Genomic DNA, 14,646 nt, shown 5'->3' with positions numbered 1-14,646 from the left:
CAGAGAGGAAGACTGGCATGGCCGGTGTATTGGATTCGGTTAACCAGCGTACCCAGTTGGTGGGGCAAAATCGTTTGGAGCTGCTGCTTTTTCGTCTCGAAGGCGAGCAGCTATATGGCATCAACGTGTTCAAGGTGCGCGAAGTGTTGCAGTGCCCGCGCCTGACCGTGATGCCCAAATGTGGCCGGGTGGTACGGGGCGTTGCGAGCATTCGCGGCAGTACCCTGCCTATCCTCGATCTGTCGCTCGCTACGGGCAAGCCGGCGCTGATGGATTTGCAGAATTCTTTCGCGGTCATCACCGAGTACAACAACAGAACGCTGGGTTTCTTGGTGAGCTCGGTTGAAAGGATCGTCAATCTGAATTGGGAAGCGATCCTGCCTCCGCCAAAGGGTGCAGGACGCGATCATTACCTGACGGCCGTAACTCACATCGACAACAAGCTGGTGGAGATCATCGATGTGGAAAAGGTGCTGGCAGAAGTTGCGCCGACCTCCGAAGAGGTGTCAGCTGATGTGGTCGATGACGATACCCGTGCCAGGGCGCTTTCGTGTCGCGTGCTCATCGTCGACGACTCGTCTGTGGCGCGTAAGCAGATTGCTCGTTGCCTGGAAAATATCGGTATCGAGGTCGTCAAGCTGAATGATGGACGGGAGGCCCTCAATTATCTGAAGCGAATGGCTGACGAGGGCAAGAAGCCGGCTGAAGAGTTTCTGATGATGATTTCCGATATTGAAATGCCGGAAATGGATGGCTATACCCTGACTACCGAGGTGCGGCACGATCCGCGCATGCAAGGTATGCATATACTCCTGCATACTTCCCTTTCCGGCGTGTTCAACCAGAACATGGTGAAACGGGCGGGGGCGGATGACTTCCTCGCCAAGTTCCAGCCTGATGATCTCGCTGCCCGAGTGGCTGAGCGGATCAGGCAGGCGGATGCAAACTGAGGCTAGTTCCTCTCTCATGATGGTGAGGCTTTGATTGGTGTCAGTCGATCTGGATTTTGAGCAGTTCCGGGTGTTTCTTGAAAAGACGTGCGGCATTCTGCTGGGCAGTAACAAGCAGTATCTGGTGTCCAGTCGGCTGAACAAGCTGATGGAACAACAGGGCATCAAGACGCTGGGCGATCTGGTCCGGAAGATTCAGGCTCAGCCACGTAGCGGGCTTCGGGAATTGGTCGTCGATGCTATGACGACCAACGAAACGCTCTGGTTTCGTGACACCTACCCTTTCGAAGTGCTCAAGAGTCGTGTACTGCCAGAGATGCTCAAGACTGGTGCGGGGCAGCGTCTGCGGATCTGGTCGGCGGCATGCTCGTCCGGGCAGGAACCGTACTCTCTGTCGATGTCCATCGATGAGTACGAGCGCAGCAATCCCAGTCAGGCGAAAACCGTGGTGCAGATCGTGGCTACCGAACTGTCCGGCGCGATGCTTGCGGCGTGCAAGGCGGCAGAATACGACAGTCTGGCAATTGCTCGCGGTCTGTCCAGTGACCGCCTGCAGCGCTACTTCGATGTCAAGGCACCAGGGCGGTGGGCGGTCAAGCCCGCGATCCGTTCGCGGGTCGAGTTCAGGGTGCAGAATCTGCTCGACAGCTATGCCGCGCTGGGCAAGTTCGACATCGTGTTCTGCCGTAACGTACTGATCTACTTTTCCGCCGATGTGAAGAAGGACATTCTCAAGCGCATTCATGCGACGTTGCGCCCAGGCGGCTATCTGTTTCTTGGCGCCTCCGAAGCGCTCAACGGCCTGCCTGAGCTGTATCAGATGGTCCAGTGCAGTCCGGGAATCATCTACAAGGCGAAATAGCCGGCATGACGCCGGCGGCAGAAAACTGTCATGCAGCATGGCGGGTGCGGCAAAAAAGCGGTAAAGCCTTGCCGCTTTTGACGCCTTCTAACCGAGTGTTCTCTGGTTAGTTTAATAAAATCAATGATTTGCGTTCAGTGGCATGAGCTTTGCTGGTGTTTGCGTAAGCAGACTTGTATCCGGCAGAGGGCCAGATCATGAGCATCAGTTTCGATAAGGCACTGGGTTTACACGAGAAGGCACTCGGTTTTCGCTCGCAGCGCGCCGAAGTGCTGGCGAACAATATCGCCAACGCCGACACGCCTAACTACAAGGCCCGCGATCTGGACTTCAGCAGCGTGCTTGCCGAGCAGTCCGCTCGCAGCCAGGGTGGGTTCGGGGTAACGCGGACCAGTGACAAGCATATTGCCGCCGAGGGGTTGGAGATTGCCGATGCCTCCTTGCGCTTCCGCACTCCCGCGCATCCCTCGCTTGATCAGAACACTGTCGATCTGCAGATCGAGCAATCCAACTACGCGAAGAACGCCGTTGACTTTCAGGCGAGCTTCACCCTGCTCAATAGCAAGTTCAAAGGGCTGATCAGTGCCCTGCGCGGCGAGTAAAGGAGTTTCCCATGTCTCTAAGCAGCGTCTTCAACATTGCCGGTAGTGGCATGAGTGCCCAGAGCACCCGCCTGAACACTATATCCAGCAACATCGCGAACGCCGAAACCGTTTCATCCAGCGTCGATCAGACTTACCGCGCTCGGCATCCCGTGTTTGCGACCGTATTTCAGCAGGCCGGCGGCCAGCCCGACCAGTCGCTTTTCGCGGAGCAGGATCAGGCGGGCGTAGGTGTTCAGGTGTTGGGTGTGGTCGAGGATCAGGGCGAGCTGCAGGCGCGCTACGAACCCAATCATCCGGCCGCCGATGAGGCAGGCTACGTGTATTACCCGAACGTCAATGTGGTGGAAGAGATGGCCGACATGATTTCAGCCAGTCGCGCGTTTCAGACCAACGCCGAACTGATGAATACGGCCAAGACCATGTTGCAGAAAGTGCTGACGCTGGGTCAGTGATCGTTACGAGAGCGCATTCATGAGCACTACAAGCGGCGTTGGCGGTACCAGTTCGATACTCGAGCAGTACCAGTTCGGAGAGGATCGCGAGGTCAAGGGCAACGACCTTGGCAAGAACGAGTTCCTTGAACTGCTGGTTGCCCAGATGAACAACCAGAATCCACTGGAACCCCAGGAAAACGGCGAGTTCATCGGTCAGCTGGCGCAGTTCAGCACCGTCGAGGGTGTCGAGAAACTGAATTCCAGCATGGAAACCATCCTTTCCGGCTATCAGTCTTCGCAGGCGCTCCAGGCCTCGTCCCTGGTCGGGCGCAAGGTGATCGTGCCGGCCGACAAGGCCGTGGTCGATACCAGTGAAACCTTCAAGGCCAGCCTGGTGCTGCCGACCTCAAGCAGCAACGTGTTCGTGAATGTGTACGACAGCACCGGAGCCTCGGTTGGTCGAGTGAACATGGGCGCGCAAGAAGCCGGGAACATTTCCTTCATGTGGGATGGCAAAGATTCCAGCGGCAAGGGCTTGCCGCCCGGGACGTATCGATTCGAGGCGCAGGCTACGTATCAGGGCGAAACCAAGGGGTTGTATACCTTGCTGCCGGCTAACGTCGACAGCGTGACCCTCGGGCAGAACGGCGGGGAGCTGATGCTCAATCTTGCCGGTGTTGGCAGCATCGGACTTTCTCAAGTCCAGGTCATCGGACAATAACCGCCGGCACTTCGGCAAAGGAGCGATTCAATGTCCTTCAATATCGGTCTTAGCGGCATGCGTGCTGCCAGCAAGGATCTGAACGTAACTGGCAACAACATCGCCAACGCTGGAACTGCGGGTTTCAAGCAGTCGCGGGCAGAGTTCGCCGATGTGTACGCTGCTAACATGGGCACCGGTAAAAATCAAGTAGGTAGCGGCGTACTGCTGGCAAACGTATCCCAGCAGTTCAGCCAGGGAAACATCAACTACACGCAGAACGCGCTGGACCTCGCGATCAACGGTAACGGCTTCTTCATTACCAGCAACAATGGCGAGATCAGTTACACCCGTGCCGGCTATTTCGGTACGGATCGCGAAGGCTACGTCGTCAACAACATGGGTAATCGCCTGCAGGGCTATTCGGTGGATGCCGCTGGCAATTTGATCAGGGTACAGAGTGATCTGCGGATTCAGTCTGGACAACAGGAGCCCAAGGCCACTTCGTCGGTCGTTCAGGGCTTCAACCTCAACTCCACCGATACGCGTCCGGCCAACGCCAATACATTCAACCCGGAAGATCCGCTGTCGTACAACGCCTCCACCTCGACCAATATCTACGATGCGCAGGGCAACCCGCACGTCATGACGCAATACTTCGTCAAGGATGCCCCGCCGCCTCCGCCGGCCTCGGCGACTAATAGCTGGGTTATGCATGTCTTGATCGATGGGGTGAATCCGCGTGATCCATCGTCTACCCTGCCGTTCAGCTATAACGTGAACTTCAATTCGGCGGGGCAGTTCGCTGATCCTGGAGCATTCACTGCTCGTGCGTCTACGCCGGCGGCTGATCCGGCGCTGGATGCACCGACTGTCGTGGGGGAAAATGGCACCCTCAGTTTCGCTGCTGCGGATTGGACTCCGGCTGAGCCCGATCCGACTGCACCGGGCACCATGGTGGCCAATGGTGCCTCGAACTCGGCGATCGTTTTCGATATGCGGGGCTCTTCGCAGTACGCCAGTTCCTTCGGAGTCAACAGGCTGAGTCAGGATGGCTATACCACCGGGCAGTTGGCGGGGCTTGAGATTGATGACTCGGGTGTGGTCTTCGCGCGTTACACCAATGGTCAGTCGAAGGTGCAGGGGCAAGTGCTGCTGGCAAACTTCGCCAACGTACAAGGGCTGACGCCGGCTGGGAAAACGGCCTGGACCCAATCCTTTGCATCTGGCGAGCCAGTGATTGGCACTCCCAGGTCAAGCACCATGGGTGCCTTGCAGTCCGGTGCGCTGGAGGACTCCAACGTCGAGCTGTCGGACCAGCTGGTCAATTTGATCGTCGCTCAGCGCAACTATCAGGCGAACGCCAAGACCATCGAAACCGAAAGCGCTATCACGCAGACCATCATCAATCTGCGGTAATAGTCAGCGGCAAAGAAGCTTGCCGCTGACGGCATTATTCCGCCGCTCCTTTCGAAGAAGGCCCGTAAGGGCCTTCTTCGTTTATGTAAAAACAATATAAATCAGTCAGTTAGGTGGTTCTTTCGTCGGTGGCACGCGCCTTGCATTTTTCATCTGCAACAGAATCGCAAGTGTCAAACTCGCGTCTCGGAGATGTCGATGGACAAGATGCTCTACGTGGCCATGACCGGTGCCAGCCAGAATGCGCGGGCCCAGCAGGCCCATGCCAACAATCTAGCGAATATTTCCACCACCGGCTTTCGCCGGGATTTCGAGCAAGCTCGCTCGATGCAGGTCTTTGGCGACAGTCATCCTGCGCGGGTGTATGCGATGTCCGAGCGTCCGGGCACCGACTTCACGCCGGGCACCTTGCAGGAAACCGGCCGTGATCTTGATGTCGCCGTCGAAGGCGAGGGCTGGATTGCGGTGCAGGCGCCAGATGGCAGTGAGGCCTACGTCCGCACCGGCAGCCTGAATATTGACGTGCTTGGCATGTTGCGTACCGCAGACGGTATGCCGGTGCTGGGCAATGGCGGGCCGATCGCGATTCCTCCGGAAGAGAAGGTGGACGTCGGCAATGACGGCACCATCAGTATTCGCGCGCTGGGCGAGGACCCGAACGTTGTGGTCACCGTGGATCGCATCAAGCTGGTCAACCCTGATCCGCAGCAGCTGGAAAAGGGCACTGATGGCCTGATTCGGCTGAAGGATGGCCAGCCTATCGAGCCTGACGCGAACGTACGGGTCGTCTCGGGTTTTCTCGAGGCGAGCAATGTGAATGCGGTATCCGAAATGACTTCCATCCTGGCGCTGTCTCGCCAGTTCGAACTGCACGTAAAGATGATGCGCACCGCCGAAGATGACGCGGCTGCCATGGCGCGCGTACTGCAACTCAGCTAATAGCGTGGCGCCGGCGGCGCACGAGGAGAAAGCTCATGCTTCCAGCACTTTGGGTCAGCAAGACCGGACTGTCCGCCCAGGACATGAACCTGACGACCATTTCCAACAACCTGGCCAACGTTTCTACCACCGGCTTCAAGCGTGACCGTGCCGAGTTTCAGGACCTGCTCTATCAGATTCGCCGTCAGCCTGGCGGTCAGTCCAGCCAGGACAGTGAACTGCCCTCCGGCCTTCAGCTGGGTACCGGTGTGCGGGTGACCGGCACGCAGAAGATCTTCACCGCCGGTAGCCTGCAGACCACCGAGCAGCCGCTGGACATGGCGGTCAACGGTCGCGGTTTCTTCCAGGTGCTGCTGCCCGATGGCACGGTTTCCTACACCCGTGACGGCAGCTTCCATCTGAGCTCCGATGGCCAATTGGTGACCTCCAACGGCTATGCGCTGGAGCCGGCCATCGTGGTACCGCCGGAGACCCAGACCTTCACCGTGGGCGAGGACGGAACTGTCTCGGTGACCACCGTGGGCAATCCGCAGCCGCAGATCATCGGCAACCTGCAGACGGCCGACTTCATCAACCCGGCAGGTCTTCAGGCGATGGGCAGCAACCTGTTCCTGGAAACTGCCGCCAGTGGTGCACCGCAGGTGAGTACGCCGGGCCTCAACGGTTTGGGCACGGTGCTGCAGAACACCCTGGAAAACTCCAACGTCAGCGTCGTTGAGGAACTGGTGAACATGATCACCACCCAACGCGCCTACGAGATGAATTCCAAGGTCATATCCACCGCCGACCAGATGCTGTCATTCGTTACGCAGCAGCTCTGATCGCGCGTTCGCCGTTGTATACGGGCACGCACGCCTTGTGCTGCTCGCAGTAGTTTCGATGGCCTGTCATGGCTTGAGGTGTTTATGAGCCGTTTGCTGATCGTTGTGTCGATGTCGTCCGCCCTGGCGCTGGCCGGATGTGTTGCTCCTGCGCCGAAACCGAATGACCCGTACTATGCACCGGTGCAGCCTCGCACGCCGCTGCCAGCGGCGCAGAACAACGGCGCGATCTATCAGGCAGGCTTCGAGACCAATCTCTACGATGACCGCAAGGCATTTCGCGTCGGGGACATCATTACTATTACGCTCAATGAGCGAACCCAAGCGAGCAAGAATGCCAGCTCGAAGATTTCCAAAGCCAGCGATGTGGAGATGGGGCTTACGTCGCTCTTGGGCAACGCTGTAAGCGTGAATAACCCCGCTGCGGGGCTTCTTCGTAATGGCGGTCCGCTTTCGTTGGATACGCAATTCGGTGGTTCCAGCTCGACTAATGGCTCCGGCCAGGCAGGCCAGAGCAACAGTCTTTCCGGCTCCATCACCGTCACCGTTTCCGACGTGTTGCCCAACGGCATCCTAGCTGTGCGAGGTGAGAAGTGGCTAACGCTCAACACGGGCGATGAGCTTGTACGTATTGCCGGTCTTGTGCGATCGGACGATATCTCCACTGATAACACCGTTTCTTCCACGCGCGTGGCTGATGCACGCATTACTTACTCCGGCACAGGCGCTTTTGCTGATGCGAGCCAGCCGGGATGGCTGAGTCGTTTCTTCGTTAGCCCTCTTTGGCCGTTCTGAAGGACATTATGATGATTAGAAAAGCCATCGTCTTTCTCGGATTGCTCGCCATTGGTGCTTCTGCCTATGCCGAGCGTCTGAAGGATGTCGCGACCATCCATGGTGTTCGTAGCAACCAGTTGATCGGCTACGGCCTGGTTGTCGGCTTGAACGGTAGCGGTGACCAGACCACCCAGACGCCGTTCACCGTGCAGACCTTCAACAACATGCTGGCCCAGTTCGGCATCAAGGTGCCGGCCGGTGGCAACATTCAGCTGAAGAACGTCGCGGCGGTGTCGATTCATGCCGAACTGCCACCGTTCGCCAAGCCGGGACAGACCATCGACATCACCGTCTCGTCTATCGGTAACGCCAAGAGCCTGCGTGGCGGCAGCCTGTTGATGGCGCCGCTGAAGGGTATCGACGGCAACGTCTACGCCATCGCCCAGGGCAACCTGGTGGTAGGAGGCTTCGATGCCGGTGGCGCCGATGGCTCGCGGATCACCGTCAATTCGCCGTCGGCTGGCCGGATCCCTGGTGGCGCGACGGTCGAACGGCCGGTGCCGAGCGGCTTCAATCAGGGCAATACACTGACGCTGAATCTCAACCGTCCGGACTTCACCACGGCCAAGAACATCGTCGATCAGATCAACGACCTGCTAGGTCCGGGTGTAGCGCAGGCGCTCGACGGCGGCTCGATCAGCGTGACCGCGCCGCTGGATCCGAGTCAGCGCGTGGACTACCTGTCGATTCTGGAAAATCTCGAAGTAGAGGTTGGCCAGGCCGTGGCCAAGGTCATCATCAATTCGCGTACCGGGACGATCGTGATCGGCCAGAACGTGCGGGTGCAGCCTGCCGCCGTTACCCACGGCAGCCTGACCGTCACCATCAGCGAAGATCCACAGGTGAGCCAGCCGGAGCCCTTCTCGGATGGTCAGACCGTCGTCGTACCCAACAGCAAGGTAAAAGCCGATCAGGAAGCCAAGCCGATGTTCAAGTTCGGCCCAGGTACCACGCTAGATGAGATCGTCCGGGCGGTGAATCAGGTGGGCGCTGCGCCCAGCGACCTGATGGCCATTCTTGAAGCACTGAAGCAGGCTGGCGCTCTGCAAGCCGACCTGATCGTGATTTAAGGGCAGGGATATGGAAAATCGTCTCGGAAGCGGAGCGCGCGGCCTCGACAGCGGCAGCTACAACGACCTCAATCGCCTCAGCCAGCTCAAGGTTGGCAAGGATCGGGACGGTGAGGAGAACGTGCGCAAGGTTGCGCAGGAGTTCGAGTCGTTGTTCCTCAACGAAATGCTCAAGTCGATGCGTTCGGCAACCGAAGTGCTGGCCAAGGACAACCCGCTGAACAGTCAGGCCAGCAAGCAATACCAGGATATGTATGACCAGCAGCTGTCTGTCAGTCTTTCGAAGGAAGGCGGCGGCATCGGGCTGGCGGACGTACTGGTGCGCCAGTTGAGCAAGCAGACCGAAACCGCGACACGCAACAATCCGTTTGCTCAGGTTGCGCAGACCGAAGGGGCCGCATGGCCGAGCAAGCCGGCCGCTGCCGTCGAGTCCGCACGAGATGATTCCCGGTTGCTGAATCAGCGTCGTCTTGCGTTACCAGGCCGGGCGATCGAGCGGCAAGTGGCAGATGTATCGGCGACTGCGCAGAAACCTGCCGCAGAAGGTGCGCAGCCTCTGGTCGACCTCGATTGGAAACCCGCCACGGCGTTCGTGCCCCCCAAGGACAAGCCGTTGGTCGTCAATGGTGTCGAGAAAAGTGCGCCCAACGCGCCGAGCAAGACGCGGTTCAATTCGTCCGAAGAGTTCATCGCCACCATGCTGCCCATGGCAGAGAAGGCGGCCGAACGCCTGGGCATCGAGCCGCGTTTCCTGGTCGCACAAGCTGCGCTGGAGACCGGCTGGGGTAAATCCATGATCCGTCAGAAGGACGGCAGCAACAGCCACAACCTGTTCGGCATCAAGGCGACCGGGTGGAAAGGGGAGTCGGCTACCGTGATGACCACCGAGTACGTCAACGGTACGGCAACCCGCGAGAGAGCGGGCTTCCGCGCCTACGATTCGTTCGAGCAGAGCTTCGACGACTTCGTCAGCCTGCTGGAAAACAACGACCGTTATCGGACCGCCATTCAGGTGGCGAGCAATACCGGCGATTCGGAACGCTTCGTCAAGGAGCTGCAGAAAGCCGGCTACGCCACCGACCCACAATACGCGCGCAAGATCAGCCAGATCGCCCGCAAGATGCAGACTTACCAGACCGTTGCCGACGCGAATTCGGTGCCCGCCATGCGGACCAGAGGCTAAATCATGGCTGACCTATTGAGCATTGGCCTTTCCGGCCTGTCTGCCAGCAAAACCCAACTTTCCATCACCGGACACAACATCACGAACGTCAACACGCCTGGCTATAGCCGCCAGGATGCGAGCCAGGCGACACGCTCGCCGCAGTTCAGCGGTGCCGGTTACATTGGATCGGGTACCTCGCTGGTAGACGTGCGTCGCTCCTACAGCGAATTCCTCACCAGCCAGCTGCGTAGCAGCACATCGCTGAACAGTGATGTCAAGGCTTACAAAAGCCAGATCGATCAGCTCGATTCATTGCTGGCTGGCACCACCACCGGTATCACGCCTTCGCTGCAAAAGTTTTTCTCGGCCTTGCAGACAGCTGCCGAGGACCCGGCGAATATCCCGGCGCGTCAGCTGGTGCTGGCGGAGGCTGAGGGATTGGCGCGGCGTTTCAATACCGTATACGACCGACTTTCCGAGCAGAACAGTTTCACCAACAAGCAGATGTCCGCTGTCACCGATCAGGTGAATCGTCTGGCAGGCAGCATCGGTAGCCTCAACGAGGCTATTGCCATCGCTGCGGCCAATGGTAAGCAGCCGAACGATCTGCTCGACGCTCGCGATGAGGCTGTTCGGCAGTTGTCGGGCTACATCGGCGTGACGGTTGTTCCTCAGGATGACAGTAGCTTCAACGTATTCATCGGCAGCGGCCAGCCGCTGGTCGTGGGCAGTACGGTAGCCAAGCTGGAGGTCGTGCCAGGGCAGGGCGACCCGAACCGTCATGAAGTGCAGTTCATCAGCGGTGGCTCGCGGCAGGGCATCACCTCGCAGATTACCGGCGGCGAACTCGGCGGCCTGATTCGCTATCGCGAGGAAGTGCTGGATTCGACCATGAATTCCCTGGGGCGCCTTTCGCTGGCCGTCAGTGATCAGGTAAATACTCAGCTGGGGCAGGGGCTGGATCTGAAAGGTAACGTAGGCGTAGATCTGTTCAAGGACATCAATTCGGCGGATCTAGTCGATAAACGCAGCTTCCCGACGGGAATCGATGTAAGTATCACCGACGCTTCCAAGCTGACTGCCAGCGACTATCAAGTGGAGTTCGTCTCGGCAGGTACGTTTCGTATTCGTCCGTCCGGTGGAGCCTGGTTGGCCGGTACCCATCCGGTTGACTCGCCAATCGCCGAGCTGGGCTTCAGCATCTCTGTACCCGCTGACCCGAGCGTTACCAGCTACACGGTGATGCCTACCCGGCGAGCTGCAAGTGGTATTGCCATAGACCTTGATCAGGCCGATCAGCTAGCTTTCGCGGCCCCAATGCGCGCAGAGAGCGAGTTGCAGAATGGTGGTACCGGGGTCATTGGTCAGCCGGACTTGATCGCTGGCCCGTCACCTATCGACAAGACGGTACTTGGCGCGGCAAATCTTTCCTTTGATGTAACTCTGAGTCCCGATGGCAAGAGCTATTCACTCAGTGACCCGCTTCCGGCCAACTGGTCTTATGTGGATGCGGCCGGGAATGCAGTAACCCCAGCGCCATCTTTTGTCTCTGGCAGTACCAACACCGTTAACCTCGCCTACACGTCAGGCGGCGAGACCTACAGGTTCCAGCTCTCCCTCGGGGGGAGACCGCAGACTGGAGATGGCTTCTCTCTGAGCTTCAACAGCAGCGGGGTGTCCGATAATCGGAATGCTTTGAAACTGGTCGACCTGCAGAGCAAACAAACCGTCGGGGTTACCGTTGACGCTACGGGCAAAACCATCTCCGGCGCTAGTTTTACCGATGGCTACGGCGAACTGGTCGAGCGTGTCGGTACGCTGACGGCACAGGCACGGATGGATAGCGAGGCAACGGGCTCGATTCTCAAGCAGGCTACGGACAACCGCGATTCACTCTCGGCTGTGAACCTGGACGAGGAAGCCGCCAACCTGATCAAGTTCGAGCAGTACTACAACGCTTCGGCCCAGATCATTCAAGTTGCCCGCTCCTTGTTCGATACATTGATCAGCTCCTTCAGGTAATAGGTCGCCTTATGCGCATTTCCACCCTGCAAGCATTCAATAACGGCGTCGCCGGACTGCAGCGCAACTACGCCAATGCGACCCGCACTCAGGAGCAGATCAGTACCGGCAATCGCATCCTTACGCCGGCCGACGACCCGGTTGCGTCGGTGCGTTTGCTCCAGCTGGACCAGCAGCAGAACGTCCTGAGCCAGTACAACTCCAACCTGACTGCGGCGAAGAACAGCCTTACCCAAGAGGAGGTGACGCTCAACTCGGTTAATACCGTTCTGCAGCGAGTGCGAGAGCTTGCCGTACAGGCGGGCAATGGTGGCCTGAGTGCGGAAGACCGGAAGTCGATTGCAGCCGAGCTGACTGAACGCGAGGACGAGCTGCTGTCACTGATGAACACCCGCAATGCCCGCGGCGAGTACCTGTTCTCTGGCTTTCAGGGTAAGACTCAGCCGTTCGTTCGTTCAGGGGACGGTAGCTATAGCTATCAGGGAGACGAGGGGCAGCGGAAGTTGCAGATTGCGAGCTCGCTCAGCATTCCGATTAGCGACAGTGGCAAATCCATTTTCGAGGCTGTCACTAACGCTGCACGCTTGGGGGAGCCAAGCTCTAGCCTGGCGCCGCCAGGACCTGGGTCAAACCTGAAGTTCTCGCAAGCTCAGGTAACTGATGAGGTTGCGTTTGCAGACAGGAGTCCGCTGACGATCACTTTCAACGCGTCAGGCCCTGGTTTCGTTGTAACCGACAGCAACAATGTTGAGGTGGGTAAAGGGGTTTTGAATGACGATCCTGATATTGAAACCAAGGTGGTGGCGGGTGGCGTGACGCTTTTTATCAGTGGTACCCCGACGGCAGGTGAAGCAGTAACTATTCCTGAGAGCGGCAATGCTAAACAAGGCATCCTCGAAACCATCGCCGGGTTACGCAAAGCGCTTAATAGTTCTACCTCTACTGGCTCCGATATCCGCGACGCCGTGGCAGTAAGTCTCACCAACCTTGACCACGGCATGATCAGCGTCGACGCCGCTCGCGGCAACATCGGCGCGCGTCTGAACGTGATCGAAACAACGCAGACCGACAACGAGGACGTGGCTCTGGTTAACAAATCGGTCCAGGCCGAGCTGCGTGAGCTGGACTACGCAGAGGCGCTGTCCCGGCTGTCGTTCCAGACCGTCATCCTTGAGGCTACGCAGCAGAGCTATGTAAAGATCAGCGGCCTGAATCTGTTCAACGCCATGCGCTGAGCTTGACGAGGTTCGCAAATATGCAACCTCGTTTTTGACATCAGCTGGCAGGCGACTAGATTGGCTGACGCGGAGCAGGAAGTCCCGCGAACGAATACTTTGGTTTTCATAAGGACGTGATTATGCGTAAAGCTATTCTTGCCGCTGCGGCATTCGCCGTACTCTCCGGCTTTTCTTTCGGTGGCTATGCCGCCACTCAGGCACAACCTGCCCCGACAGCTGTGGCTGTCGCCCCGGCCCCAGTGAACCTCAATGCTGCCGATGCTGAGACGCTTTCCCGTGAGCTGAGAGGCATCGGTGAAACCAAGGCAAAAGCAATCATCGCTTATCGGGAAGAGCATGGCCCGTTCAGCTCGGTAGATGAGCTGCTCGAGGTAAAAGGCATCGGCTCGGCGACCCTCGACAAGATTCGTGGGCAGCTCAGCATTCAGTAAGGTTTTGGGAGGTCGATCGCAATGATCGACCTCTTTTTTGATTCTCACGTGGGATGTTCTTCCGTCAATTCCTAGGCCCCGGAAGTTCGAACGCCCTGTGTCGTCGTCAGTCAAAGTGCTTGTAAAGGCATTGACAATCCGTGGTTATGCACATTCGGAATAGATCGTGGCGTGTCCTACAGGCATGTTTCAATACAATTTCAGCATGATCGTAACCTATTGATTCTTAAGGCCTTAAGCGGCTGGATAAAAAAACACCGATCTGTTGGGCGGCCCCGTAAACAGGGCCTTAGCGGCAACCATCCATAAACTGTTCACAAGGTTATCCACAGCTTCGGTGGATAACATTCACGAGGTCAGGGATGACGCAGGCTGGAGGCAACCCAGATGAAGGCTCCCTTGCGGATTCCACGCTGACTCGGACACCCATTCCACGCACATCCGGACAGTGATTCCACGCTGATCCGGACACTCATTCCACGAGCATCCGGACACCGATTCCACGGCCATCCGGACACTTTCCAGGCAGGCAGCTACGCAGGATTTATTCACTACCATCGACCTCTTTTTCGAAGCAGAGAGGTCGTCGTGGAGCGTTTGTCCATGCGTAAAATCCGTGAGGTGTTGCGCCTCAAGTTCGATTGCGGGCTGTCTGTCCGTAAGATCTCCCGCAGTCTGGGCATAGGCCACAGCAGTGCCGGTGATTACCTCTGTCGCTTTGCCGCCAGCGGTCTAGCCTGGCCCTGCTCGTTGTCCGATTCCGAACTGGAACAGCAACTGTTCCCACTGGCCCCTGCGGTGCCCAGTGAGCAGCGGCCACTGCCTGATTGGTCTTGGGTGCACGCCGAGCTGCGTCGCCCCGGCGTGACCCTGGCGCTGCTCTGGCAGGAGTATCGCCTGAGCCAGCCGCAGGGTTTTCAGTACAGCTGGTTCTGCGAGCACTACCGGGCCTGGCAGGGCAAGCTGGACGTGGTGATGCGCCAGGAACATCGCGTCGGCGAGAAGTTGTTCGTCGACTACGCCGGGCAGACGGTGCCGGTGATCGACCGGCACAGCGGCGAGATCCGCCAGGCGCAGGTGTTCGTCGCGGTGCTCGGCGCCTCCAGCTACACCTTCGCCGAAGCCACCTGGTCGCAGCAGCTGCCGGACTGGC

The 14,646-nt window shown here is 58.3% G+C and carries 15 protein-coding genes; all 15 read left to right on the top strand.

The window, feature by feature from the left end:
* Positions 1-17: 17 nt before the first annotated feature.
* Positions 18-950 carry a chemotaxis protein CheV gene (locus tag IEG05_RS15935; protein WP_191122357.1) on the top strand — a complete coding sequence of 311 codons (933 nt, stop codon included), beginning with the start codon at positions 18-20 and terminating at the stop codon, positions 948-950.
* A 34-nt stretch (positions 951-984) separates the two neighbouring features.
* Positions 985-1,812 (top strand): protein-glutamate O-methyltransferase CheR, encoded by an 828-nt coding sequence (gene cheR / locus IEG05_RS15930; RefSeq protein ID WP_191122356.1) that lies wholly within the window; start codon positions 985-987, stop codon positions 1,810-1,812.
* Positions 1,813-2,009: 197 nt separating this feature from the next.
* Positions 2,010-2,414: a flagellar basal body rod protein FlgB gene (gene flgB, locus IEG05_RS15925; RefSeq protein WP_014819770.1), complete on the top strand. Its 405-nt coding sequence runs from the start codon at positions 2,010-2,012 to the stop codon at positions 2,412-2,414.
* Between the two features lie 11 nt (positions 2,415-2,425).
* Entirely contained in the window at positions 2,426-2,869 is a 444-nt protein-coding gene (gene flgC / locus IEG05_RS15920) for a flagellar basal body rod protein FlgC (RefSeq protein WP_014819771.1), read from the top strand.
* A gap of 19 nt (positions 2,870-2,888) precedes the next feature.
* Positions 2,889-3,572 carry a flagellar hook assembly protein FlgD gene (gene flgD, locus IEG05_RS15915; RefSeq protein WP_046619862.1) on the top strand — a complete coding sequence of 228 codons (684 nt, stop codon included), beginning with the start codon at positions 2,889-2,891 and terminating at the stop codon, positions 3,570-3,572.
* Positions 3,573-3,602: 30 nt separating this feature from the next.
* Positions 3,603-4,970 carry a flagellar hook protein FlgE gene (gene flgE, locus IEG05_RS15910; protein ID WP_046619859.1) on the top strand — a complete coding sequence of 456 codons (1,368 nt, stop codon included), beginning with the start codon at positions 3,603-3,605 and terminating at the stop codon, positions 4,968-4,970.
* 198 nt (positions 4,971-5,168) lie between these two features.
* Entirely contained in the window at positions 5,169-5,909 is a 741-nt protein-coding gene (gene flgF, locus IEG05_RS15905; RefSeq protein WP_014819774.1) for a flagellar basal-body rod protein FlgF, read from the top strand.
* Positions 5,910-5,944: 35 nt separating this feature from the next.
* The gene (flgG, locus tag IEG05_RS15900; protein ID WP_014819775.1) at positions 5,945-6,730 is read left to right on the top strand and encodes a flagellar basal-body rod protein FlgG; all 786 of its coding nucleotides are present in this window, start codon (positions 5,945-5,947) and stop codon (positions 6,728-6,730) included.
* 84 nt (positions 6,731-6,814) lie between these two features.
* Positions 6,815-7,525, top strand: coding sequence for a flagellar basal body L-ring protein FlgH (gene flgH, locus IEG05_RS15895; RefSeq protein WP_191122355.1), 711 nt, complete (start codon positions 6,815-6,817; stop codon positions 7,523-7,525).
* Between the two features lie 11 nt (positions 7,526-7,536).
* A complete protein-coding gene (locus tag IEG05_RS15890) occupies positions 7,537-8,637 on the top strand; it encodes a flagellar basal body P-ring protein FlgI (protein ID WP_161796175.1) in 1,101 nt (366 codons plus the stop codon).
* A 10-nt stretch (positions 8,638-8,647) separates the two neighbouring features.
* Positions 8,648-9,820: a flagellar assembly peptidoglycan hydrolase FlgJ gene (flgJ, locus tag IEG05_RS15885; RefSeq protein ID WP_041013473.1), complete on the top strand. Its 1,173-nt coding sequence runs from the start codon at positions 8,648-8,650 to the stop codon at positions 9,818-9,820.
* Between the two features lie 3 nt (positions 9,821-9,823).
* Positions 9,824-11,824 carry a flagellar hook-associated protein FlgK gene (gene flgK / locus IEG05_RS15880; RefSeq protein WP_046619853.1) on the top strand — a complete coding sequence of 667 codons (2,001 nt, stop codon included), beginning with the start codon at positions 9,824-9,826 and terminating at the stop codon, positions 11,822-11,824.
* 11 nt (positions 11,825-11,835) lie between these two features.
* Positions 11,836-13,059: a flagellar hook-associated protein FlgL gene (flgL, locus tag IEG05_RS15875; protein WP_003301283.1), complete on the top strand. Its 1,224-nt coding sequence runs from the start codon at positions 11,836-11,838 to the stop codon at positions 13,057-13,059.
* A gap of 122 nt (positions 13,060-13,181) precedes the next feature.
* Entirely contained in the window at positions 13,182-13,493 is a 312-nt protein-coding gene (locus IEG05_RS15870; protein WP_003301282.1) for a ComEA family DNA-binding protein, read from the top strand.
* A 603-nt stretch (positions 13,494-14,096) separates the two neighbouring features.
* On the top strand, positions 14,097-14,646 hold a 550-nt coding region (locus IEG05_RS15865), incomplete at its 3' end, for a transposase (protein WP_191122354.1).

Origin of the sequence: Stutzerimonas kunmingensis (assembly GCF_014764705.1) — a bacterium.
In the GTDB taxonomy this organism is placed as follows: Bacteria; Pseudomonadota; Gammaproteobacteria; order Pseudomonadales; family Pseudomonadaceae; genus Stutzerimonas.
This window is presented reverse-complemented; position numbering and strand designations above follow the sequence as displayed.

Coding starts and splice junctions, on each gene's coding strand:
- flgH (WP_191122355.1), top strand. CDS start 6,815: ATGAGCCGTTTGCTGATCGTTGTGTCGATGTCGTCCGCCCTGGCGCTG.
- flgJ (WP_041013473.1), top strand. CDS start 8,648: ATGGAAAATCGTCTCGGAAGCGGAGCGCGCGGCCTCGACAGCGGCAGC.
- IEG05_RS15935 (WP_191122357.1), top strand. CDS start 18: ATGGCCGGTGTATTGGATTCGGTTAACCAGCGTACCCAGTTGGTGGGG.
- IEG05_RS15890 (WP_161796175.1), top strand. CDS start 7,537: ATGATTAGAAAAGCCATCGTCTTTCTCGGATTGCTCGCCATTGGTGCT.
- flgB (WP_014819770.1), top strand. CDS start 2,010: ATGAGCATCAGTTTCGATAAGGCACTGGGTTTACACGAGAAGGCACTC.
- flgE (WP_046619859.1), top strand. CDS start 3,603: ATGTCCTTCAATATCGGTCTTAGCGGCATGCGTGCTGCCAGCAAGGAT.
- flgD (WP_046619862.1), top strand. CDS start 2,889: ATGAGCACTACAAGCGGCGTTGGCGGTACCAGTTCGATACTCGAGCAG.
- flgC (WP_014819771.1), top strand. CDS start 2,426: ATGTCTCTAAGCAGCGTCTTCAACATTGCCGGTAGTGGCATGAGTGCC.
- flgL (WP_003301283.1), top strand. CDS start 11,836: ATGCGCATTTCCACCCTGCAAGCATTCAATAACGGCGTCGCCGGACTG.
- IEG05_RS15870 (WP_003301282.1), top strand. CDS start 13,182: ATGCGTAAAGCTATTCTTGCCGCTGCGGCATTCGCCGTACTCTCCGGC.
- flgK (WP_046619853.1), top strand. CDS start 9,824: ATGGCTGACCTATTGAGCATTGGCCTTTCCGGCCTGTCTGCCAGCAAA.
- flgF (WP_014819774.1), top strand. CDS start 5,169: ATGGACAAGATGCTCTACGTGGCCATGACCGGTGCCAGCCAGAATGCG.
- flgG (WP_014819775.1), top strand. CDS start 5,945: ATGCTTCCAGCACTTTGGGTCAGCAAGACCGGACTGTCCGCCCAGGAC.